The sequence below is a fragment of the Bifidobacterium sp. LH_424 genome (genome assembly GCF_056356895.1).
Map to the genome: position 1 here is coordinate 116,803 of NZ_JBKEVC010000005.1, position 22,218 is coordinate 139,020.

The 22,218-nt window shown below is 66.2% G+C and carries 15 protein-coding genes; 10 read left to right on the forward strand and 5 right to left on the reverse strand.

Going from position 1 to position 22,218, the window contains the following annotated elements:
* Nucleotides 1-92 precede the first annotated feature (92 nt).
* A complete protein-coding gene (locus AC1AYP_RS06040) occupies nucleotides 93-905 on the forward strand; it encodes a response regulator transcription factor (protein ID WP_476547147.1) in 813 nt (270 codons plus the stop codon).
* Nucleotides 881-1,717 carry a sensor histidine kinase gene (locus AC1AYP_RS06045; RefSeq protein WP_476547149.1) on the forward strand — a complete coding sequence of 279 codons (837 nt, stop codon included), beginning with the start codon at nucleotides 881-883 and terminating at the stop codon, nucleotides 1,715-1,717. The genes AC1AYP_RS06040 and AC1AYP_RS06045 overlap by 25 nt, the downstream gene beginning before the upstream one ends.
* Nucleotides 1,718-1,918: 201 nt before the next feature.
* On the opposite strand, the gene AC1AYP_RS06050 is transcribed toward AC1AYP_RS06045, so the two are convergent.
* A complete protein-coding gene (locus tag AC1AYP_RS06050; RefSeq protein ID WP_476512124.1) occupies nucleotides 1,919-3,334 on the reverse strand; it encodes an ATP-binding protein in 1,416 nt (471 codons plus the stop codon).
* Nucleotides 3,335-3,600: 266 nt separating this feature from the next.
* Between AC1AYP_RS06050 and AC1AYP_RS06055 the strand changes: the two genes are divergently transcribed.
* Both AC1AYP_RS06055 and AC1AYP_RS06060 read left to right on the forward strand, forming a co-directional pair.
* The gene (locus AC1AYP_RS06055) at nucleotides 3,601-6,114 is read left to right on the forward strand and encodes a glycoside hydrolase family 3 C-terminal domain-containing protein (protein ID WP_476547151.1); all 2,514 of its coding nucleotides are present in this window, start codon (nucleotides 3,601-3,603) and stop codon (nucleotides 6,112-6,114) included.
* An 88-nt stretch (nucleotides 6,115-6,202) separates the two neighbouring features.
* Nucleotides 6,203-6,703 carry a GtrA family protein gene (locus tag AC1AYP_RS06060; protein WP_476544786.1) on the forward strand — a complete coding sequence of 167 codons (501 nt, stop codon included), beginning with the start codon at nucleotides 6,203-6,205 and terminating at the stop codon, nucleotides 6,701-6,703.
* A 203-nt stretch (nucleotides 6,704-6,906) separates the two neighbouring features.
* Here the strand turns inward: AC1AYP_RS06060 and AC1AYP_RS06065 are convergent, their stop codons facing one another.
* Nucleotides 6,907-8,247 carry a sensor histidine kinase gene (locus tag AC1AYP_RS06065; RefSeq protein WP_476503262.1) on the reverse strand — a complete coding sequence of 447 codons (1,341 nt, stop codon included), beginning with the start codon at nucleotides 8,245-8,247 and terminating at the stop codon, nucleotides 6,907-6,909.
* Nucleotides 8,247-8,963: a LytR/AlgR family response regulator transcription factor gene (locus AC1AYP_RS06070; protein ID WP_476544717.1), complete on the reverse strand. Its 717-nt coding sequence runs from the start codon at nucleotides 8,961-8,963 to the stop codon at nucleotides 8,247-8,249. The genes AC1AYP_RS06065 and AC1AYP_RS06070 overlap by 1 nt, the downstream gene beginning before the upstream one ends.
* 380 nt (nucleotides 8,964-9,343) lie before the next feature.
* Here AC1AYP_RS06070 and AC1AYP_RS06075 point away from each other — a divergent pair, with 380 nt between their 5' ends.
* The 4 genes from AC1AYP_RS06075 to AC1AYP_RS06090 all read left to right on the forward strand — a co-directional run bounded on the left by AC1AYP_RS06075 (nucleotide 9,344) and on the right by AC1AYP_RS06090 (nucleotide 16,862).
* Nucleotides 9,344-10,471: an ABC transporter ATP-binding protein gene (locus tag AC1AYP_RS06075; RefSeq protein ID WP_476503242.1), complete on the forward strand. Its 1,128-nt coding sequence runs from the start codon at nucleotides 9,344-9,346 to the stop codon at nucleotides 10,469-10,471.
* Between the two features lie 637 nt (nucleotides 10,472-11,108).
* The gene (gene rlmB, locus AC1AYP_RS06080; RefSeq protein WP_476503243.1) at nucleotides 11,109-12,104 is read left to right on the forward strand and encodes a 23S rRNA (guanosine(2251)-2'-O)-methyltransferase RlmB; all 996 of its coding nucleotides are present in this window, start codon (nucleotides 11,109-11,111) and stop codon (nucleotides 12,102-12,104) included.
* 69 nt (nucleotides 12,105-12,173) lie between these two features.
* Nucleotides 12,174-13,574 carry a DUF4032 domain-containing protein gene (locus AC1AYP_RS06085; protein WP_476503244.1) on the forward strand — a complete coding sequence of 467 codons (1,401 nt, stop codon included), beginning with the start codon at nucleotides 12,174-12,176 and terminating at the stop codon, nucleotides 13,572-13,574.
* 321 nt (nucleotides 13,575-13,895) lie between these two features.
* Nucleotides 13,896-16,862, forward strand: a complete 2,967-nt coding sequence (locus AC1AYP_RS06090) for a cation-translocating P-type ATPase (protein WP_476547153.1) — start codon at nucleotides 13,896-13,898, stop codon at nucleotides 16,860-16,862.
* 149 nt (nucleotides 16,863-17,011) lie between these two features.
* Here the strand turns inward: AC1AYP_RS06090 and AC1AYP_RS06095 are convergent, their stop codons facing one another.
* Nucleotides 17,012-19,204, reverse strand: coding sequence for a hypothetical protein (locus tag AC1AYP_RS06095; RefSeq protein ID WP_476547155.1), 2,193 nt, complete (start codon nucleotides 19,202-19,204; stop codon nucleotides 17,012-17,014).
* Between the two features lie 287 nt (nucleotides 19,205-19,491).
* Nucleotides 19,492-20,073 (reverse strand): dCTP deaminase, encoded by a 582-nt coding sequence (gene dcd, locus AC1AYP_RS06100; RefSeq protein ID WP_476503247.1) that lies wholly within the window; start codon nucleotides 20,071-20,073, stop codon nucleotides 19,492-19,494.
* Nucleotides 20,074-20,531: 458 nt separating this feature from the next.
* Here dcd and AC1AYP_RS06105 point away from each other — a divergent pair, with 458 nt between their 5' ends.
* A complete protein-coding gene (locus AC1AYP_RS06105; protein ID WP_476532573.1) occupies nucleotides 20,532-21,455 on the forward strand; it encodes a hypothetical protein in 924 nt (307 codons plus the stop codon).
* Nucleotides 21,452-22,132, forward strand: a complete 681-nt coding sequence (locus tag AC1AYP_RS06110; RefSeq protein ID WP_476503249.1) for an alpha/beta hydrolase — start codon at nucleotides 21,452-21,454, stop codon at nucleotides 22,130-22,132. The genes AC1AYP_RS06105 and AC1AYP_RS06110 overlap by 4 nt, the downstream gene beginning before the upstream one ends.
* Nucleotides 22,133-22,218 lie beyond the last annotated feature (86 nt).

Sequence of the window (22,218 nt, forward strand, 5' to 3'; positions counted from 1 at the left end):
TTGTTTTCCGTCGGATGCCGTATCCGTGATTCCAGCGTATCCGTGGCGTTCCGCGACGTCGTCGCATACGCCCGAAGGCATCAACGTTTGTCGTGACGGCGGCCGGCGTCGCCCGCATCGAAGCGTCCCGTCAACGTTTGATGATGAACCGTCGCGCGCACGGTGCCGCCGCCCGTCGCCGCGTGGGAATCGGCGATACACTGCGGATTATGGAACGGTCCGAAGAGGTACGTGGAAACGATGACGGCGGGACGGGCGTCTCGGTCGGCATCGTCGACAACGACGCCATCACCCTGTACGCGCTGCGCGCGATCATCCCGCGGATGCCGGGCATGCGGCTGGCGTGGGAGGCGACGGCCGGTCGGGAGGCGTTCGTCAGATGCGTGGAGGACGACGACCGCCCCGACGTGCTGCTGGTCGACATGGGGCTTGCGGACATGCCCGGCCCGCTGCTGTGCCGTCTCATCCGGTCCGCCGCGCCGCGCCCGCCGATGCTCGCCATCACCTCGTACCCGATCGAACTGTACGCGTCGGACGCGGCCGAGGCGGGAGCGCAGGGCATCATCGGCAAAACGGACATGCGCGACCTGCAACGGGCGATACGGATCGTGGCCGCCGGCGGAACGGTGCCGTCGCAGGCCGCACCCGACGTGCGTTTCGACGATGCCGGGACGGCGTTCCAACGCATCCGCCGCACGCCCGCCGAACCGGCGGCGACGCTGACATGGCCGGAGATGGAAGTGCTCAACCTGAGCGCGCAGGGGCTCAACCTCAACGAGATCGCGCGACGGCTCGGCATCCAGCCGCCCACCGCACGATCCCACGCGCGGCACGCGCGCATCAAACTGAACACACGGACGTTGGGGGAGGCGTTGGTCAAATGGAATCAGGCGAAACGACGCTGAGACCGGTCGACGACGATCTGGCCGTCCACGGCATGCGATGGCGTGCGCTGCACGACGCCGTCACCGGGGAATTGTCCGCGATCGCGCTGTTGTCGCAGAGCGCGGAAGAAGGGGAGTGCGGCGGTGCCGATGGTGCGCGTGGTCGCGTTGGTTCCGTTGGCTCGGGTGATTTTGTTGGTTCGGGTGATTCCGGTGATTCTGGGGACGGGCGCGCGTTGATGAGGGATATCAACCGGCTGTCCCTCGCGGCGTTGGACAACACCCATGAGGTCATCCGCCTGCTGTCCGAGGCCGATGGGACGTCGGCGGGCGTGGCGGCTGCGTCGGGTGCGGCGGGTGCGGCTGTGTCGGCCGCGTCGGATGTCGCCCGGTATTTCGGGCGGCAGGAGCGGCGGCTGCGGAATCTGGGATTCCGCGGGACGATGACGGTGAACGTCGACGGCCGCCGGATCGCTCCGGGCATGGCGCGACTGATCCGCACGTGTGGCAAGGAGATATGCGCCAATATCGCCCGTCATGCGGATGCGGCTGTGCCGTACCGGCTGACGGTGCGGTGCGAACGCGATGACGTTCGTGACGTCGGCGCCATCATCATCGAGCAGAGCAATGGCGTCACGGGCCATGCCGCCGGTGTTGGCGTGCGTGACGGTGGCGGCGTGCCCGCCGGCACCGCCGCACACGCCGGCCGGCGGACTCTGCGATCGGGCTTCGGCCTCGCCCTCCTGCGTGAACAGGTCGAGCGCCACGGCGGCACCCTATCCCACGAAACCCGCAACGGAACCTGGCGCATCCGCATCCGGTTACCTCGATAGTCGGGGACGGAGACGGAATGCGACGGCGCCTCAATCAGCTCAATCGGATTGCGTTGTATTTCCGTAGAGAGGTGAAAGCATGGCAATAGGGGCCTTTCTCGTAGTTGTTCGGGTACGGGCCGCGAACAGGGCTCCAAGTCCATCCATCTCCGCCACGATTGGCCAAATCGTTTCGCCGCCTTCCCGGTCTGACGTACCGCATCACCGCATCAGCGACCACTTCCATGCGGGGATGACGTGTATCGTGCCGGCTTCGACCGCGACGGTCTCCTCATCATGCAACGTCAGGATGCTTCCGGAACCGAGGTGAGTGCGTGCCATGACCGCGGCCAACGAGCCGATCTCGCGGTTCCGCGTCTTCGTGGCGGTCATGTCCGCGGTCACCTGATACAGCGCGTATGGTTCGGCGGCGAGGGCGTCGCCGACCAGGAAGTCGACCTTCTCCTGCTTGGGGCCGGGCATGGTGTAGGACGTCACAGCCTCCGTCCTGCGTCCGGCGGTGCGGCGGTGCAGTTCGCAGAACACGGCCGTCTCCAATCGTTTGCCGAGATCCTGCTGGTTCGCGCGGGAAACCGCGTAGGCCATGCCCTGATCGACCGCGTACATCTTCGGCACGCTGGTGCTGCCCGGTTTGAGCGCCGTGCGGTATTCGGGCAGCTCGTAGACCAGATACGCCTGCTTGAACAGTTCCAGCAGCGTATTGACTTTGTCCCAATACACTTTCCAGCCGGTGGCTTTCAATGCGGCGACGAGTGCGTTGACGGACAGCTCGCACGCCGTGTTGCGCAATAGGTAGAGTGCGGTCTGCGTGGCCATCGCGATGTTCTCTCGTCCGAACTGTTCCGCGACGTCGCGCGCCACCACGTCGCGCATGTAGCTTTGCAGCATCTCGACGCGATCCGGCTCGATCAGCCGTTGCACACCGGGGAATCCCCCTTCGACCAAATAGCGTTCGTATGCGCCTTCGAATCCGGTGACCTCCTGTGGCGAGAACGCCTCATTAATCACTTTAATCACTGCGGAAGCATCATCGGATTCGCCGTGGCCGTCCGGAACGGCATCCGGCACGGCGATGCCGCGGAACGTGCAGTATTCCCGGAACGACAGTGGCATCATCGCGTGCGCGTGCGATCGACCACGGAAGTTCGTGGCAATCTCCTCGCTGGACAGTTTCGATGATGAGCCGGTGATGACCAGCGTCACCTTCTCATGTTCCGTGATGCGTTGGCAGAATCCCTGCCAGTTCGCACATTCCTGCACCTCGTCGAGGAACAGGTACGCGCCTTCGCTTCGCGCTTCGGGCACCTGACGCCAGTACTCGTTGACGACGTCGTCGAGCACGTCATCCGGCATCGGCAGCAGGCGGTCGTCGGCGAAATTGAAGTAGAGGATGCGGTCGCGCGGCACTCCGGCGGCCAGCAGGTCATGGATCTTCTGGAACAGGTAGAACGTCTTGCCGCAACGCCGGATGCCGGTGATGATGTGCACGATGTTGAACATGGCGGGCTTGTCGAGTTGACGAATCACCTCGTCGCGGCGCGAGGGGGTGGGGATGTCGAGGCGCATGGCCTCGCGTACCAGCATGGCATAGGATTCGCGCGGATTGTCCGGAACCATGGTCGCCTCGTTCCTCTCATACGTTTATCGTCGCAACCTTTACGGTATCACTTCTTAAAAATTTTGAGAAGTAATACAGTGAACTTCTTAAGAATTTTGAGAAGTGGTATGCGTGGATCGTTCCGTAAGAGCCTGCGTGCCATTCGTGCGGAGGAAACGACAGGTTGTGTGCACGCCGCCCCACGCGCCCGCGAATCCTGATTGAATCGAAGCAACGACGATGAAGAAATCGAACGAACAAGCCAATCACTGCAAGGGAGAGTGACATGGAACTCGAAGAGCTTTCGGTGGCCGAGAAGGCGGCGATGCTGTCCGGCGGATCCGAATGGGATTCGCGCGGCAACGACCGCGCCGGCGTGCCCAGCTTCGTGATGAGCGACGGCCCCCACGGCGTGCGACGCCAGCTCGGCGAAGGCGACCATCTGGGACTCGGCGCCTCCAAGCCCGCCACCTGCTTCCCGACCGCCGGCACCGTCGCCGGATCGTGGAATCCGGCGCTCGCCGAGCAGATGGGCGAGGCGCTCGGCCGCGAGGCGCACGACCTCGACGTGAACGTGCTGCTCGGTCCCGGCCTCAACATCAAACGCAACCCGCTATGCGGCCGGAACTTCGAGTACTACTCGGAGGATCCCATCGTCGCCGGCCGCATGGCCGCCGGCCTCATCCGCGGTATCCAGTCGAACGGCGTCTCCGCCTGCCCGAAGCATTTCGCGGTCAACAGCCAGGAGCTGCGCCGTCAGGCCTCCAATTCGGTCATCGACGAGCGCACGATGCGCGAGATCTACCTGACCGGATTCGAGATCGCCGTGCGCGAGGCCGCGCCGCTGACGATCATGACCTCGTACAACGAGATCAACGGCGTCTACGCGCACGAGAACAAGCATCTGCTGCAGGACATCCTGCGCGACGAATGGGGCTTCGACGGCATGGTCGTCTCCGATTGGGGCGGCTCCAACTCGGCCGTCGCCGCCGTCAAGGCGGGCGGCTCGCTCGAAATGCCGAGCCCCGGATTCACGTCCGTGCGCGAACTTGAAAGCGCGGTCGCCGCCGGCACGCTCTCCGAGGCGGACCTCGACGCCCGCGCCCGCGAGGTCGCGAAGGTCGCGGGCCGCACGCGCCTCGACGGCGTCGGCCGCGACGACCTGCTCGACGAATCCGTCATCAAGGCGCATCACGAGGTCGCCCGCCGCGTCGCCGAAGGCTCGATGGTCCTGCTGAAGAACGCGTCCGTGGGCACCAGCGGCATCGACGGTACCCCCGTGCTCCCGTTCCGTCCGGGCGCGCGCGTCGCCGTCGTCGGCGACATGGCGAAGACCCCGCGATTCCAAGGCTCCGGCTCGTCCAAGGTGAACGCCACGCGCGAAGAGAACATCCTCGACGAACTCGGCAAGTCCGACGCCGCCGAAGTCGCCGGCTACGCGCCCGGCTACGACCGTCAGGGCGCCGTGAAGCCGGAACTCGTGCGCGAGGCCGTCGACCTCGTCTCGCGCGACGACGTGGACGTCGCGCTCGCCGTCGTCGGCCTCGACGAACGCAGCGAATCCGAAGGCCTCGACCGTGCGACGATGGCCATCCCGCAGGCGCAGAACGATCTGATCGCCGCGCTCGCCGCGACCGGCAAGCCGATCGTCGTCGTGCTCGTCGCCGGCTCCCCGGTCGAACTGCCGTGGCACGACGACGTCGCCGCGATCCTCTACATCGGACTGTCCGGACAGGCCGGCGCATCCGCCACCGTGCGCGCGCTCACCGGCAAGGTCAATCCGTCGGGCCATCTCGCCGAAACGTGGCCGATGCGCTACGACGACTGCCCGTCCGCCGGCTGGTACCCGGCGACCGGCCGCGACGCCGTCTACCGTGAGGGCCCGTTCGTCGGCTACCGCTACTACGAGACCGCGGGCGTGCCCGTCCGCTTCCCGTTCGGCTACGGCCTGTCCTACGCCGCGTTCACGATGACGGGACTCGTCGCCGACGAGACCGGCGTCACCGTGACCGTCTCCAACGACTCCGACGTGGCCGGCGCGACCGTCGTCCAGCTGTACGTGAGCGGCCCGTCGTGCGGCGGCGCCGCCGGCGCGGACGGCACGCACGCCGCCGGCGTGCTGCGCCCCGCGCGCGAGCTCAAGGGATTCGCGAAGGTGACGCTCGCCGCGCACGAGACGCGCGACGTGCGCATCGACTTCGACCGGTACACGTTCCGCCACTTCGACACCGCCGCGCGCGACGGTGCCGGCGCGTGGCGCACCGAGTCGGGCGTGTGGACGCTGTCGGTCGGCTTCGACGCCGAGACGCTGCCGTTGAGCGAGTCGTTCGCCGTCGCCGGCGACGTGGACGTGGCCGGCCCCGACCCCGCGCTCGGCCACTATCTGACCGGCGACGTCAAGCACGTGACCGACGCCGAGATGGCCGCGCTGTTCGGTTATGACGTGATCGCGCGCTCCGGCCGCGACGGGGCGGCGACGTTCGGCGTCAACGATCCGATCTCGAGCTGGAGCGGTTCGCGCGGATTCATCGCGAAGACCGTCGCGAACACGCTCAAGAAGCGGGAGGCGAGCGTGCGCGAGAAGACGGGCGCGCCCGACCTCAACACGCTGTTCATCCTCAACATGCCGCCGCGGGCGATGAGCAAGATGACGCAGGGCATGGTCGATGCAGCCATGGTCGACGCGATCGTCGAGATCGGCAACGGGCACACGTTCCGGGGCCTCGGCTCGCTCATCGGGGCATACTTCCGCAACCAATCCGCCAACAAGCGCACCGCGAAGGAGATCAACCATGACTGACGCGACGAAGACCGCCGAAACCGCTACGTCCGCCTCGGCCGAGTCCGCCAAGCCCACCGCCAAGCCCACCGCCGAGGAGCTCGCGAAGATGGGCCCGATTCGTCGTTGGATCGCCACGCATCCGACGATCTGGGAGTTCATCCTGTTCAACGTGCTGTCGAACATCTCCACGATCGCCCGCTTCGTGGTCACGTGGATCGGCACCGCCGTGTTCGTCGCCGCGCTCGGGCTCACCGCGCCGTTCCACTTCCTGATCTTCAACTACCCGGAATCCGGCAACGGCGTGGGCGGCTTCCTCACCTTCCTCTTCGCCGAGGTGATCGCGCAGGTCGTGAACTTCTTCGTGCAGATGAAGTGGGTGTTCAAGTCCGATTCCAGCTTCCACGACGCCGCGTGGAAGTACGCGATCCTCGCCGTCGTGATCGTCGTCGTGAACCTCGTGCTGCCCGGCTACGTGACCGCACTGTGCCAAGGCTGGGGCATGAACGCGGGGCTGGCCGGCACAATCGCCTCCGTCGTGAACACGCTCCTCGCCGTCGTCGTCAGCTACCCGCTCCTCAAGTTCTGGATCATGCCCAAGACCAAGTAGCGGCGGTTCTGAATCGGCCCCCTCTGACGAGGGGGCTGTCCGCGTAGCGGACTGGGGGAGAGAGGTGGAGCGGCCATGAGGTCGCGGGAAAACCGCATCGGCCTTCGGCCGATTCCGTATTGCCGCCTGCGGCGACGTCTCTCCCTCCGTCCGCCTTCGGCGGCCACCTCCCTCGTCAGAGGGAGGCCTATCGCATCACCGCTCTATGCTCCCGGAATCAGCACGGTGAGCGTGAACCAGTGGTCTTCGGCCTTGATCGACACTTCGCCGCCGTATTGGGCGGCGATGTGCCGGATCGATTTGACGCCGAATCCGTGGCCGGTCGCGTTGCGTTTCGTGGTGCGCAGATTGCCCGCCGCATCCTTCTTCAACACCGCGTCGTAGTAGTTCTCCACGCGGATCACCGTGAACGCGCCCTGCCGGTACAGGGCGAGACGGATCAACCGTCGTTCCGGATCGTCCAATCGCGACGTCGCCTCGATCGCGTTGTCCAACGCGTTGCCGAACAGCGTCGCGATGTCCATCGAACTCATGTTCGCGGCGCCCAGCAGCGCACCGTCCGCGACCGCCGTGAACGTGATCCCACGCTCCTCGCATACGCGCGTCTTCGTCGTCAGAATCACGTCGAGCACCGGATTGCCGGAATGTTGCTGCGCACTGTACTCGGCGACCGAACGCTCCAACTGCTCGAAACCGGCCGCCGCATGTTCCGGATCGACTTCGGCGCGCAACGCGGCGATCTGATGCTTGAGGTCGTGCGCGAGCCGCCCGATCGACTCCAGATTCTCCTTCGACGCGAGATACTCCTGATGCTGGCTCTCCAACTGCGCGTTGATGGAGGCGAGCTCCGCGCTCGCCTCCATCCGCCGCGCCTGCTCCTGCTGCGCATACAGGATCGCGAACCCGCAGAAGTCGACGAGCGTGCGGATGTAGAACACCTCCTGCCCGATCTTGCCGGAGAACGGCGTGTTCGTCGAAACGAAACTCAGATTGCTCATCGCGAACGTCACCACGGTGATCGCCACCGTGCCGACGGCCAGCTGCGCGCTGACGGTCGTCGGCGCGGACTGGCTGAAGTTGCGCCGCTCCACCGCCCATGCCGCGGCGAAACAGACCGTGTACACGCCGACCAGGATCAACGTCGCGAACGGCTGGCGCGGCGGCAGGTCCACGCCGTACGTGAGGAACGTCGAAAGCTGCCAGTGCAGCGACGCGACCAGCTCGGCGAGCACGAACGCACGCGCCGTCACATACAGGCACTCGCGTTTGCCGCCGCCGCTGCCGCGCCACACAATCAGCCACATGCAGCCGAACGCGAGCAGCATGCCGAGCGTCCAGAACCACAGCGGCATCGCTCCGGCCAGATACTGCACGCCGATCATCGCCGCCAATCCGATCGCCGCGACCGCCGCCGTGCGCCGCAAGGCCACGCGGCGGTGGATCACGGCGAGATAGGTGACGCACGCCGCCCACTCGCAGATCGCGGTGAACAGCCGCGGGATGTCCGGCATCGCGTTCGTGATCGTCGCGCCGAGACCGCCCATCACACGCCTCCCATGTACGCGGCCAGCGCGGTCATGAACGCCTTCTTGCGTGGCCGGCTCACGCGCAACGGCTCGCCGTTCGACAGCACGCAGTCCTGGTCCGCCATGCCGGTCACGTGACGCAGGTTCACCAGATAGCAGGAGTTCGATCGGAAGAAATCCTTCTCCGCCAGCCGCTCCTCGAACGATTTCAGCGTGCCCGTCACCGACAGTTTGCCGCCGAGCGTATGGATGACGATCGTGTGCCGGATCGATTCGATGTACAGCACGTCGGCGAGTTCCAGCCGCTGCTGCGCGCCGCCCACGTCGATGAGGATCGACTCGTCGCCGCGCCGGCGCACCGTGTCGATCGACCGTTTCAGCTCCTGGTTGAACGCGAACCACGGCACCGGTTTGAGCAGGTACGACAGCGCGCCCACCTGGTAGCCGTTGATCGCGTACTGCGGCGCCGCGGTGATGAACACGATGACGACGGTCTTGTCGCGCTCGCGGATGCGCCGCGCCGCCTCCATGCCGTCCATCTCCTTCATCTCGACGTCGAGCAGGAGGATGTCGTAGACGGGCGCGTATTTCTCGACGATCCTCGCGCCGTCGTCGAACACGGAGACGGTGAAGCGGATGCCGTCGTTCTCGGCCTGATAGCGGTTGAGATAGTCCAGGACCTGTTGGCAGGCCGAGGCGTCGTCCTCGACCACCCCGATTCTGATGTCGCGCATGACCAACCTCCCTGTCTCGCGTGGGCACCTCGTGCGGGCCTCCGGTTCCCGATTGTATCGGCCGGCCGCGCGCCGCGCCGGGAACGGGATGCGTGATTGGGGTGCGTGAACGGGGTGCACGGTTGGGATTTGTGATCGGGGAAACGCCAATGCGAAAGCGCTTTCCTTGCGTGAGCGCGAACAACGTGTATAGTGAGCCGAAGGTTCGACGGAAACGATTCCGCCGGTCCGGATAAGTAAACGCTGAGGTTTGCAGATCGCCCGACGTTGCAGCGATGCGATGGATGGTGACGAACGGATCAAAGCACAGCAACCAACCGAATAATCCCTTTACAACGGATCGTGAGGCACGTACCTGCCTCTGAAAGGATTGAACAACCATGGCTGAAGTCATTTTCGACCACGTCACCCGTATCTACCCGGGCAACGACAAGCCCTCCGTGGATGATCTGAACCTCGACATCAAGGACGGCGAATTCCTCGTCCTCGTCGGCCCGTCCGGCTGCGGCAAGTCCACCACCCTGCGCATGCTCGCCGGCCTCGAGGAAGTCAACAAGGGCCGCATCCTCATCGGTGATAAGGACGTCACCACCATGCAGCCGAAGGACCGCGACATCGCCATGGTCTTCCAGAACTACGCGCTGTACCCGCACATGACCGTCGCCGACAACATGGGCTTCGCCCTGAAGATCGCCGGCACTCCGAAGGAGGAGATCCGCAAGCGCGTCGAAGAGGCCGCGAAGATCCTCGACCTGACCGAGTACCTCGACCGCAAGCCGAAGGCCCTGTCCGGCGGCCAGCGTCAGCGTGTCGCCATGGGCCGCGCCATCGTGCGTAAGCCGAAGGTGTTCCTCATGGACGAGCCGCTGTCCAACCTCGACGCCAAGCTCCGCGTCCAGACCCGTACCCAGATCGCCGCCCTGCAGCGTCAGCTCGGCGTCACCACCCTGTACGTGACCCACGACCAGACCGAGGCCCTGACGATGGGCGACCGCATCGCCGTCATCAAGCTCGGCGTCCTGCAGCAGGTCGGCGCCCCGACCGAGCTGTACGATCGCCCGGCCAACGTCTTCGTCGCCGGCTTCATCGGCTCCCCGTCGATGAACATCAACGTGCACCCGGTCGTCAACGGCAAGGCCCAGATCGGTGAGGACACCGTCGACCTGCCGGCCGACGCCGTCGACAAGCTGACCCCGGAGGACGGCGGCAAGATCGTCGTCGGCTTCCGTCCGGAGGACGCCTCGCTGGCCCCGGCCGACGATCCGAACGCCTTCTCCCTGAAGGTCGTCAACGTCGAGGATCTCGGCTCCGACGGCTACATCTACGGCAACATCATCACCGACGGCTCCGCCGCCGAGGAGGCCCAGGTCATGTCCGACCAGAACAAGCTCACCACGGTTCGCGTGAACCCGCGTGCGCTGCCGAAGGTCGGCCAGACCGTCAAGATCAAGATCGATCCGGCCAAGATGCACCTGTTCGCCCCGTCCACCGAGCTCCGCATCAACTGACGCGGTTCCGGTTATAAAGACTTGGTCGGGTTGCGGCGAATGTGCCGCCTGATTCGGCCAACCATGTCAACGAGACGTTTCTCTTCCTCTCTATTCCGTCTCGTTGGAGAAAGCCCCGCTACGCCGCGGGGCTTTCTTTGTCTACGCCAACTTCGTGGCACGTCCGCAGACGGTGACGGTTTCCCAGTTTGTTTTCCCGGGTCGTCGCCAGCTCCGTTTCCCGGGGCGTTTCCCACTCTATTCCCCGGGTCATTCTTGGTTCATTCCCGGCTCGTTCCCGCCCGGAGGCGCAAGTTTTCCCGGGAATCCCCCGCTTGTTCCGGGATTTCTTGTACTGACCACTTCCCAGCGCAAGTTTTCCCGGGAAACTGCCGCTTGTTCCGGGATTTCTTGTGCTCAGCTCGACTCAGTGCAAATATTCCCGGACGAAAGGGCCGATTCCCGGGTTTTCTTGCGCGGCCGGCTGTGCGGTGCGGGCCATGGTCGGTGCCGGCATGCTGCTCGTGGAGGGGAAGACCCGTGGGCGTCGCTATATCCGCTCGACCACGGGTTCCAAGCCGATCGAACCGTGACGGGTTGGGGGTGATTTCGCCTGTGGCGGCGGGCGTTGGGGCGGGGTGCTGGGACAATGACCCTTATGGTTACTAAGAAAGGACCGACCAAGGGGTCGGGTGGCAAGCACAGGAACGCGCTTCGCGGCAAGGGACCGACGCCGAAGGCCGAGAACCGCGAATACCACAAGGCATACAAGATGAAGAACGCGGCGATGCGCCGCCAGATGGCCGATCCGCGTCTCGCGGCCCGCCGTCGCGCCGACAAGTTCTCGACGAACGACACCTCCGATCTGGTGTTCGGCCGCAACTCGGTGCTCGAGGCGCTGCGCGTGGGCGTGCCCAGCAACACGCTGTACGTCGCCTCGCGCATCGAGCACGACGACCGCACGCGCGAGATCGTCAAGCTCGCCGGCGTCCGCGGTCTGCACATGATGGAGGCGGACCGTCTGGAGATGGACCGCATCGCCCGATCCGGCAACCATCAGGGCGTGATCCTCAAGGTGGATCCGTACCAGTACTCCTCGCTCGCCGAGCTGGCCGACCGCGCGGACAAGAAGGCACGCGCGATGGAGGCCGCGAACTCGCCGGCCGCGCGCATCGCCGCGCGTCCGCTGTTCATCGCGCTCGACGGCGTGACCGATCCGCAGAACCTCGGCGCGGTCATCCGTTCCGCCGCCGCGTTCGGCGCGAACGGCGTGATCCTGCCGGAACGTCGTTCCGCGTCGGTGAACGCCGCCGCATGGAAGGTGTCGGCAGGCGCCGCCGCGCACCTGCCGGTGTGCCGCGTCGTCAACCTGACGAAGGCGATCGAAAGCCTGAAGGAACGCGGCTACTACGCGGTCGCGCTCGACGGCGGCGGCAGCAGCCTCGTCGGCGAGACCGGCTTCGAGACGGATCCGCTGGTCGTCGTGCTCGGTTCGGAAGGCAAGGGCGTGAGCCGTCTCGTGCGCGAGGCGTGCGACGCGGTCGCCGGCATCCCGATCTCCAGCCAGGTCGAATCGCTCAATGCGTCCGTCGCGGCGGGCATCAGCCTGTACGCGGTCGCGAACGCGCGCCGCAAGGCCGGCGAGCAGGCATAAGCACAAACAGGTACAAGCAGGCAACATAAGCAGGCAACAAGGTAGGTAGGCACGACGATGCAAGCATCGATGAATCTGTCGAAACTGGATCCGCGCGCGGCGAAGGCGACAAGCGTCCTCGCCGAGGCCGAGACCCCCGGTAACGCGGAGCCCCGGGCCCTGAACATCACGGCGGCGAGCTCGAATCCGAAGATGTTCACCCTGCCGTGGCACAAGCCGCTCGCCACCTGGCCGGAGGACCTGCTCGCCAACCTGCCGCGCGGCATCTCCCGCCACGTGGTGCGTTTCGTGCACGTCGGCGACGAGGTGTACGCGATGAAGGAGATCACGCGCCAGATGGCCGAGCGCGAGTACGAGATCCTGCGTCGTCTGCAGAAGCTCGAGCTGCCGGCCGTGCGCCCGGTCGCGGTGGTGACGGGACGTCACAACAAGGAGGGCGAGCCGCTCGAGGCGATCCTCGTGACGAAGCATCTCAAGTTCTCGCTGCCGTACCGCGCCCTGTTCGCCCGCAACCTGCGTCCGGACACGGCCGAGCGTCTCATCGACGCCCTGGCCGTGCTGCTCGTGCGCCTGCACCTGGCCGGTTTCTACTGGGGCGACGTGTCCCTGTCGAACGTGCTGTTCCTGCGTGACGCCGACGCGTTCTCCGCGTTCCTCGTGGACGCCGAGACCGGCGATCTGCAGGTGAACCTCACCGAGGGCCAGCGCGAGTACGACATCGATCTGGCGCGCACGAACATCATCGGTGAACTGATGGATCTGAGCTCCGGCCAGCTGCTGCCCAGCGACGTGGACGAGATCGAGGTCGGCAACCGTCTGGTCGAGCGCTACCACTCGCTATGGAGCGCGCTGACCGACACCGACAAGTTCGGCCCGGACGAGATGTGGAAGATCGAGAAGCGCGTCAACAAGCTCAACGATCTCGGCTTCGACGTGGACGAGCTGGAGATGAAGACCGACGAGGACGGCAAGCGCGTGCTCGTGCGCCCGCGCGTCGTGGACGCCGGCTATGCGAACCGCAAGCTGCTGCGTCTCACCGGCCTCGACGTGCAGGAGAACCAGGCCCGCCGCCTGCTCAACGATCTCGACGCCTACCGTGCCTCCACGTGGCGCGAGGGCGAGGATCTGGAGATCGTCGCCACCGACTGGATGCGCGAGGTGTTCGAGCCGACCGTGCGTTCGATTCCGCGCGAATACCGTTCGCAGATCGAGCCGGCCCAGTTCTTCCACGAGGTGCTCACCCACCGTTGGTTCCTCGCCGAGAAGGCGGGCCACGATGTGCCGATGAGCGAGGCGGTGACCAGCTACATCAAGAACGTCCTGCCCGACCAGATGCTCGACAAGAAGGACATCGACACCCTTCTCGAAGAGGCCGATTCCGGCGTCGTCGACGACGAGTACACCTACAACGACCCCGACGACGGCTACAACCCCGACTTCGACCCCGACGCGGCGGTCTGGAGCCACTGAGCGGACGGGTTCACCCCATACTGTTCACGGTTCCCTCCGGGGTTTGCTGCGGAAAAACGTGGCGGACCACGGAGGGAACTGTGATATTCGGGGAGTGAAACGTTGCGGTAGAGGGGTAAAGCGTGACGGGTGGGGAACGACACGCGGTAGGCAACGGGCGGGGGCCTGTTTATGCCGGCGGGGGAAAACGTGTGGAATAATGGGGCCACATGCGTCGGCGGCAGTCGCGTCGGCGCCCATAACCGCGCAGCATGCGGGCCGCCGGAGAGACAACCGGCGTCTGTGCGTTGACTACTCCGCGGCTATACCAAGGAGACCATCATGGTTGATCGCACGAAGGATCAATCCGCCGCGTCCGCAACGATCGAGGGCGCGCCCACCCGGCAGGGGTTGCCGAACGACGCCGATCCGAGCCTGACCGATGCGCTCGACGTCGCCAAAGCGCTCGACGTCGATCCGAACGTCGGCCTGAGCTCGGCCGAGGCCTCACGCCGATTGGAGCGGTTCGGGCCGAACGAGCTGGCGGGAGCACCGCCCGTGCCGAAATGGAAGAAGTTCCTCGCCCAGTTCAAAGATCCGCTTGTCTACCTGCTGCTCGCCGCCACCGTCATCTCCGTGATCGCGTGGTTCATCGAGAAGGCGAACGCCGTGCCCGGGGCGGAAGGCGGCGAGGCGCTGCCGTTCGACGCGATCGTCATCGTGCTCATCCTCATCGTCAACGCCGTGCTCGGCTACATCCAGGAGGCGAAGGCGGAGGCCGCGGTCGAAGCGCTCGCCGGCATGACGGCCCCCACCACATCCGTGTTGCGCGACGGCAAAGTCGTGCGCATCAACACCGTCGACGTCGTCCCCGGCGACATCATCGTGCTCGCGGAAGGCGACTCGGTCTCCGCGGACGGCCGCCTCATCACCGCGGCGAGCCTGCGCATCGCCGAAGCGTCGCTCACCGGCGAATCCGTGCCCGTCGGCAAGAAGCCGGACACGCTGCGTGAGGCCAAGGCGCTCGGCGACCGGACGAACATGATCTTCAACGGCACGTCCGTCACGCAGGGTACCGGCCGCGCCGTCGTCACCGGCACCGGCATGGCCACGCAGGTCGGCAAGATCGCCGGCATGCTCTCCGCCACCGAGGACGAGCAGACCCCGTTGCAGAAGGAGATGGACTACGTCTCCAAGATCCTCGGCATCGCTGTGGTCATCATCGCCGTGGTCGTGCTCGCCGCGCTCGCGTTCCTCGAAGGCTTCAACGACATCCACGACGTCATCGACTCGCTGCTGCTCGCCGTGTCGCTCGCCGTCGCCGCCGTGCCGGAAGGCCTCGCCGCGATTCTCACCGTCGTGCTCGCGCTCGGCGTGCAGCGCATGGCCGCGCACAACGCGATCGTGAAGAAGCTCCATTCCGTCGAGACGCTCGGCTCCGCGTCCGTGATCTGCTCGGACAAGACCGGCACGTTGACACGCAACGAGATGACCGTCGAACGCATCGTCACCCCCAGCGGCGAAGTGCATCTCACCGGCACCGGCTACACGCCGAAAGGCAAGATGACGGCCGCCGACGGTTCGCCGCTCTCCGGCGACCCGTCGCTCAAGGCGGAGGCGCTCGCCACGCTCGCCGCCGGCACAATCGCGAACGACGGCGACCTGCGTGAGGAGAACGGGCGATGGGAGGTCGTCGGCGACCCGACCGAGGTGTCGCTCATCGTGGCCGCGCGCAAGACCGGCGCGATGAAGGGATACGGCCAGTTCACGCGCGTCGCCGAAGTGCCGTTCACGTCCGAGCGCAAACGCATGTCCGTGATTGCGAAGGACGCGACGGAGGGCGGCAAGCTCACCGTGTTCGCGAAGGGCGCGCCCGACGTGCTGCTCTCGTACTGCTCGCGCATCGCGGTCGGCGGGCATGTGCGCCCGCTGACGGAAGGCGACCGCCAGACGATTCTCGCGACCGTCGAACGGCTCTCCGGCGAGGCGTACCGCACGCTCGGCGAGGCGTACCGTCCGCTCGGCACCGCGAACCTGTCCGAAGTGGACGGCGTGCGCGCGAACGCGGCCGGACAGGTCGCGGACATCGCCGACCAGTCAGATGCGATTGAGACCGACCTCATCTGGAACGGCATGGTCGGCATCATTGACCCGCCGCGCACCGAAGTGCGCGACTCGGTGGCCGAGGCGCATCGCGCCGGCATCCGCGCCGTCATGATCACCGGCGACCATCCGCTGACCGCCGCACGCATCGCCTCCGACCTCGGCATCATCGAGAAGGGCGGCAGGGCGCTTACTGGCGACCAGCTCGACGCGCTCGGCGACGACAGGGACGCGTTCGACAAGGCCACGTCCGAAGTGTCCGTGTACGCGCGCGTCGCGCCCGAACACAAGCTGAAGATCGTCGAATCGCTGCAACGGCAGGGCAACATCGTCGCGATGACCGGCGACGGCGTCAACGACGCCCCGGCCGCCAAGACCGCCGACATCGGCGTCGCGATGGGCATCACCGGCACCGAGGTCACCAAGCAGAGCGCGAAGATGATCCTCGCCGACGACAACTTCTCCACCATCGTGGCCGCCGTGCGCGAAGGCCGCGTGATCTTCGACAACATCCGCAAGTTCCTGCGCTACCTGCTGAGCTCCAACGTGGGCGAGGTGTTCACCGTGTTCTTCGGCGTCGTGCTCGCCGGATTCCTCGGCATCACGCAGCCCGAATCCACCGGCGTGACCGTGCCGCTGCTTGCCACGCAGCTGCTGTGGATCAACCTGCTCACCGACGCGGCGCCCGCGCTCGCGATGGGCGTCGACCCGCAGACCGAGGACGTGATGAACCGCAGGCCGCGGCGCATCACCGACCGTGTGATCGACGCCTCGATGTGGGGCGACATCATCTTCATCGGCATCATCATGGCGGCCGTCACGCTGATCGGCATGGACATGCACCTCGCCGGCGGCCTGTTCACCGACCGTTCGGTGGACGCGCTCGGCCACGAGGCGCAGATGACCGAGGCGCGCACGATGGGCTTCACGATCCTCGTGTTCGCGCAGCTGTTCAACGCGCTCGCCTCGCGTTCCCACCTGCAGAGCGTGTTCGTCGGGCTGTTCTCGAACAAGTGGCTGTGGGGCGCGATCGGTCTGTCCGTCGTGCTGCAGCTCGTCGTGATCTCCGTGCCGTTCCTCAACACCGCGTTCGGCACCACGCCGCTGAGCCCGCTGGCCTGGCTCGAATGCATCGGCCTCGCCGCCTTCGTCCTCGTCGCCTCCGAACTACGCAAATGCGTCCTGCGCGCGATGGCGAAGCGCTGAGCGGCGGATACTACGATTGACCCCCTCAGTCGCGCTTCGCGCGACAGCTCCCCCTGACAGGGGCGCAAGGATTTTTTTGCGCCCCCTTCAGGGGGAGCTGGCCGGCCGGAGGCCGGACTGAGGGGGTCGTTGTTCGGGCTATCCGGCGATCAGCTGTTCGAGCCGCCGACCGTGGCACCGGAATCGCCGGAGCTGTTGCCGGTTCCCGAATCGGAGCTGGAATCGCTGCCCGAGTCGCTGCCGGAACCGGAACCCGAACCGGAATCGTTCTGGCTCTGCTGATTCTGCTGGCTCTGCTGTTGTTGCTGTTGCTGCTGTTGGGCCTGCTGCTGCGCCTGGGCGTCGGCCTGCTGCTTGGCGGACATCGACGCGTTCACGTCGGACATCGCCTTCTCCAGCTGTGACTTCGCGTTGTTCACGTCGGATTCGGACGGGTTCGACTGTCCGGCCACGTTGTTCGCGTTGTTGATGGCGTTCTGCAACGCGGTGCGCGTGCTCTCGTCGGCCACTTGGCCGGCGGAGTTGTTGAGCAGGCTCTGCGCGGTGGAGACCGAGCTGTTGAGATCGGACTTCAACGTGTTCGAGGTCTGCGAGCCCTTGCTGTCGCTCACGGCTTTCTCGGCGTCGTCGATCTTCGACTCCATCTCCTTCGCCTGCTTGCGCGTGTCCTTGAACTTCTGCGTGTTCGACTTCAGATCGTCCTTGGACATGTCCGCCGAGCAGGAGGCGTCCGTCTTGACGTTCTGCGCGTCGGTGATCGTCTGGTTGAGCGTGGTGAGCGTGTTCGCGTCGGCCACCTGGCTGCCGGTCGTGGACGAGACGGTCTGCTGCGCCGCCGTCACCTTGGACTGGAGGGTCTTCAGTTCGTCATTGGCCTTGTCCTGCGCGCTCGTGCACGCGGCGTACAGGATTTTGCCGCTGTTCGCGCGGTAGAACAGCACGCCGCCGACGATTAGCGCGATCACGGCGATCACGGCCACGACGATGCCGACGATCTTGCCGTTCGACAGTTTCCGGCCCTTGCCGTCCTTCTTCGACGCCTTGCCGTCGTCCTCGTCGTCTTCATCGTCCTCGTCATCGTCCGGGGCGATGGCCGGCGGCATCGCCTCCGGCGAGGACTGCGCCAAACGCGCCTCCTGGCCGGCCTGTTCCATCATCTCCGGAGTGAACACCTGCGTGGCCGCCTCGGTCGGATCGGCCTGCGCGTCGTCCGCGGCCGCCAGCGGATCGGTGCCGGCGAGCGGCTGTGGCTGGCCATACGGCTGCGCCGCGGGGAACGCCATCGTGGCTTGGTCGCCGAACACGTCGGTCTGACCCGCCACCGGCTGAGTCTGAGGCTGTCCGTAGACCTGCGTGGCCTGCGTTTGCGCGAGGTCCGTCTGCGGCTGCAACGGGTTGAACGCCTGCGTCGGCTGGTCGACGGGCTGCGCTTGCGGGGCTGTCGCCGCGGCCATCGGCATCGCCTGCGTCGGCTGTGACGCGGATTGCGGCATGACCGGCTGGGCGAACGCTTGGGTAGGTTGCGCGAAGGCCTGCGTGGCCTGCGTCACTTGCACCGGTTGCGTGGCTTGCGTCGGCTGCATCGTCGGCACGGTCGGCACGGGTTGCTGCGTGATCGGCTGCTGCATCACCGGCTGTTGCGTGATCGGCTGCGCCGCGGACTGCGGCATCACCGGCTGCGCGATGGTCTGGGCGGTCGGCTGCACAGGCTGCTGCGCCGGTTGCGGTTGCGCCGGTTGCGGTTGCGCCGGCTGCGCCGGCTGAGACGGCAGTGGTTCGTCGAACTCCTTCAGCGGGTCGAACGCCTGCGTGGATTCTCCAATCGAAGTGCCGCTGTCGAAGGTGGGTGCCGCCGGCGAGGAATGACGTCCGTGGCGCGGGACGCTCGCGCCCGCGGGGTCGGCGAATGCCGGCTGGTCGGCCTGCACGAATCCGGGCTGGTCGGCTTGCGCGAATTGGCCCGGCTGTTGGACCGGCTGCGCATACTGGACCGGCTGCGTGAACTGCGGGACCTGCGTCGGCTGGGGCTGCACGGTTTGCGCGTACTGGCCCGGCTGTGCGAACTGCGCGGGCTGTGACGGTTGCGATGGTTGGACAGGCTGCCCGCCGGGCTGCGCATACTGCGCCGGCTGCTGCATCGGCTGCATGGATTGCTGCACAGGCTGCGTCGGCATCATCGTCGGTTGTTGCGCAACCGGCTGTGACGCGGCCGGCTGGGCGAACGCCGAGCCCGGCTGCATCCGAGGCGTGGACGGCACCGCCGGCGCGACCGGCTGCGCCGGCTGCTGCTGCGCGCTCTTTTTCTGGAAGTCGAATTGGAATTCACCGCTCGGATCGGTCATCGCGTCTCCTCAATCCCGTATCTGTCTCGCATCGCTGTCTCTCTAATCATTCATAGTAACGACGGCCGTCATCGCCCGTCACGTCGCGATCATCCGGTCACGCGCCATCACGACCGGACCGGACGTCGCGCATATCGTCGCGCTCGCGCCGGAACCACCCACGCCGGAACCGCACATTTCGCACGTCCCGCACGTTGCGCACGCATCACGCGCATCGCACGGCACCGGACTCACCGCTCGTCCCGCACGCGCCGGCATCGGCGCCGCGGGACGAGCGTCCGGACGACTCAGTCGTCGATGTGCGCGCGGTAGAAATGCTCGTAGGAGCGGCTCGGCGTCGGGCCGCGCTGACCCTGATAGTGCGAGCCGACGCCGGCGGAACCATACGGATGCTCGGCGGGGGAGCTCAGCTGGAAGAAGCACATCTGGCCAATCTTCATGCCCGGCCACAGCTTCACCGGCAGCGTCGAGACGTTCGACAGCTCCAACGTGATATGCCCCTCGAAGCCCGGATCGATGAATCCGGCGGTCGAATGGGTGAGGATGCCGAGACGGCCCAGCGAGCTCTTGCCCTCCAATCGCGCGGCGATCGTCGCGTCGAGCTTGACGTACTCCCACGTGGCGCCGAGCGCGAACTCGCCCGGATGCAGAATCCACGGCTCGTCCGGGTCGACGGCGAACTCCTCGGTGAGCGCACCCTGGTTCTCGGACGGGTCGACGTAGGTGTAGGCGTGGTTGTTGAACAGACGGAAGAACCGGTCGAGCCTCACGTCGATCGAGGCCGGCTGGACCATCTCCGGGGTCCACGGGTCGAGCGAGATATGCCCATCGGCCTGCGCGGCCAGAATGTCATGGTCGGACAGCAGCATGAAAGCTCCTCACAGACGAAATAGGACGGATGTGATATCGCCCACAAGCGTAGCGCCCACCCAAAACACGGGTCGTGCGGGGTGCTCGTGCGGGGTGCGCGCAAGGCCCTGCGGAATCTGCGGCCCCGATTCTCAGCAACCTCACAGGGAAACACATCGGGAAACCCAGAAACGCATGGTTATCTATGAACTGTCAACGAAAGCTGACATGGAGCGCAAGCCCCGACAACTGAACCTTTCTTCTTCTCTCTCCTTTCTCTGGCCCCGGTGGTTCCCTCCACCGGGGTTTTCCTTTGCCTCGGCCAGGGCCGTGACGAACGCCATCCGTGACGAACACCATCCCGGAGGATGACGCATCGGCGAACCGCCGCGCGGTAGACTGGGCGAAGCGGGCGATGGACGCCCGGCGACAAGGTGGTACGAATAGCCTACGGACAGTCGGCACGAAGGGGAACATCATGCAGGACGAGGAATACGACTTCTTCGAGGGGAGGGACGACGGGCCGGACGAATGGCGCGATCGTCCGCGAAAATCCCGACGTCGGGACGCGGCGTCCACGGCGAACGCGACGGCCAACGCCACGGCGAACGCGGCGGCTACGGCGGCCGCCGCATCCCGCGCCCCGCACGAATCCACCTTCCACGCCGGCGATCGCCCCGACAAGACCAGCCGTCGCCTCGCCGTGCTCGCGTTGCTCGCCGGCCTCGTCGCCGTCGCGTTCGGCGGCATCTCCGCCGCGCACGAGATCGCGCCCGCCTACCTCGATCCGGACGGCAAGGTGCCGGGCCGCTTCATCGCCGGCGCGTGCGCCGCGTTCATCGTCGTCACGTTCATCCTCGTCGTCGCCGCCCGCGCGACCATGCCGCGGCGCACCAGCCACCGCGGCGTCGCGTCCGGCGGCATCATCACGTTCGTCCTCGCCGTGCTGCTGCTCGCGCTCGACGTGGTCGTCGGCGTGTTGTTCCCGCTCGGCCTGATCCGTCCCGCCGTGCGCGACGATGCGCCGAGCGGCAGCGCCGACGGCATGAAGTTCGGCATCGAGCGCGTCCTCGGCGCCTGCACGTCCGGCTGGAACGATATCGACGTGGGCGGCTATCCGGGCGTCGACAGCGCGTCGGTCTGCGCCGCGACGCGCGTCGCGTACATCACGTTCGACTCCGACACCGTCGCGGGCATGTACAAGGGCGCCGTGACGTCGAAGATCACCGAACTGCTCGACGAGCACGCCGATGACGCGCGCGCGAAGGGCGACTGGCGCACGCTCGCCGCCGGACGATGGATCGCGTTCGGCAGCAAAGAGAACATGACCGCGCTCCAGAGCGAATGGGGTGGTACGCTCGCCACCGTGGAGACGTCAGGCAGCGAGGCGAAATCATCATGACCATCGATTTGAACATCGCACGGTATTCGCGCGGCGGGGGAGCGACGCATCCCACACACCCGCTGTTCCTGTGCCTGCACGGATGGGGATCGAACGAGGCGGAACTCGCCGACCTGATGCGCCAGATCGCGCCGTACAACGATTTCGCGAGCCTGCGCGGGCCGATCCGTCTCGCCGCCGGCGACGCGTATTCGCCCGGCGCGTTCGCCTGGTTCGGCGAGCAGGTGCCGTTCGGCGAGGATCTCGACCGGGCCGCCTACGAGATGGCCGTGTCGATCGACCGGTGGGTGACGAATAACCTGCCGAACGAGCGTGAGGTCGTGCCGCTCGGATTCGCGCAGGGCGGCCTGCTCGCGATCCACCTGCTACGCGTCAATCCGAAACGATACCGGGCCGTCATCTCTCTGTCCGGGTACATCGCACCGGGGCTCGTGCCCGGCACCGCGCCCGCCGACGGGCTCATCGAACGCTACAACATCCCCGTGTTCTACACATACGGCAAGAACGACGAGGTCGTGCCGAAATACGAGCTGTTCGCCGCGCAGGCGTGGCTCAACGAGCGCACGTGGCTCACCACGAAGAGCTACCGCGCGCTCGACCACAACGTGAGTCTCGAAGAGCTCGCCGACCTGCGCGAATGGCTCCTCGGCCACGACATCACCTCCGGCGTGCTGTGACTCCTTGTTTCCTTGCGCTCGGCACCCCCTCAGTCGCGCTTCGCGCGCCAGCTCCCCCTGAAAGGGGGCGCGGGGACAATCTGCGT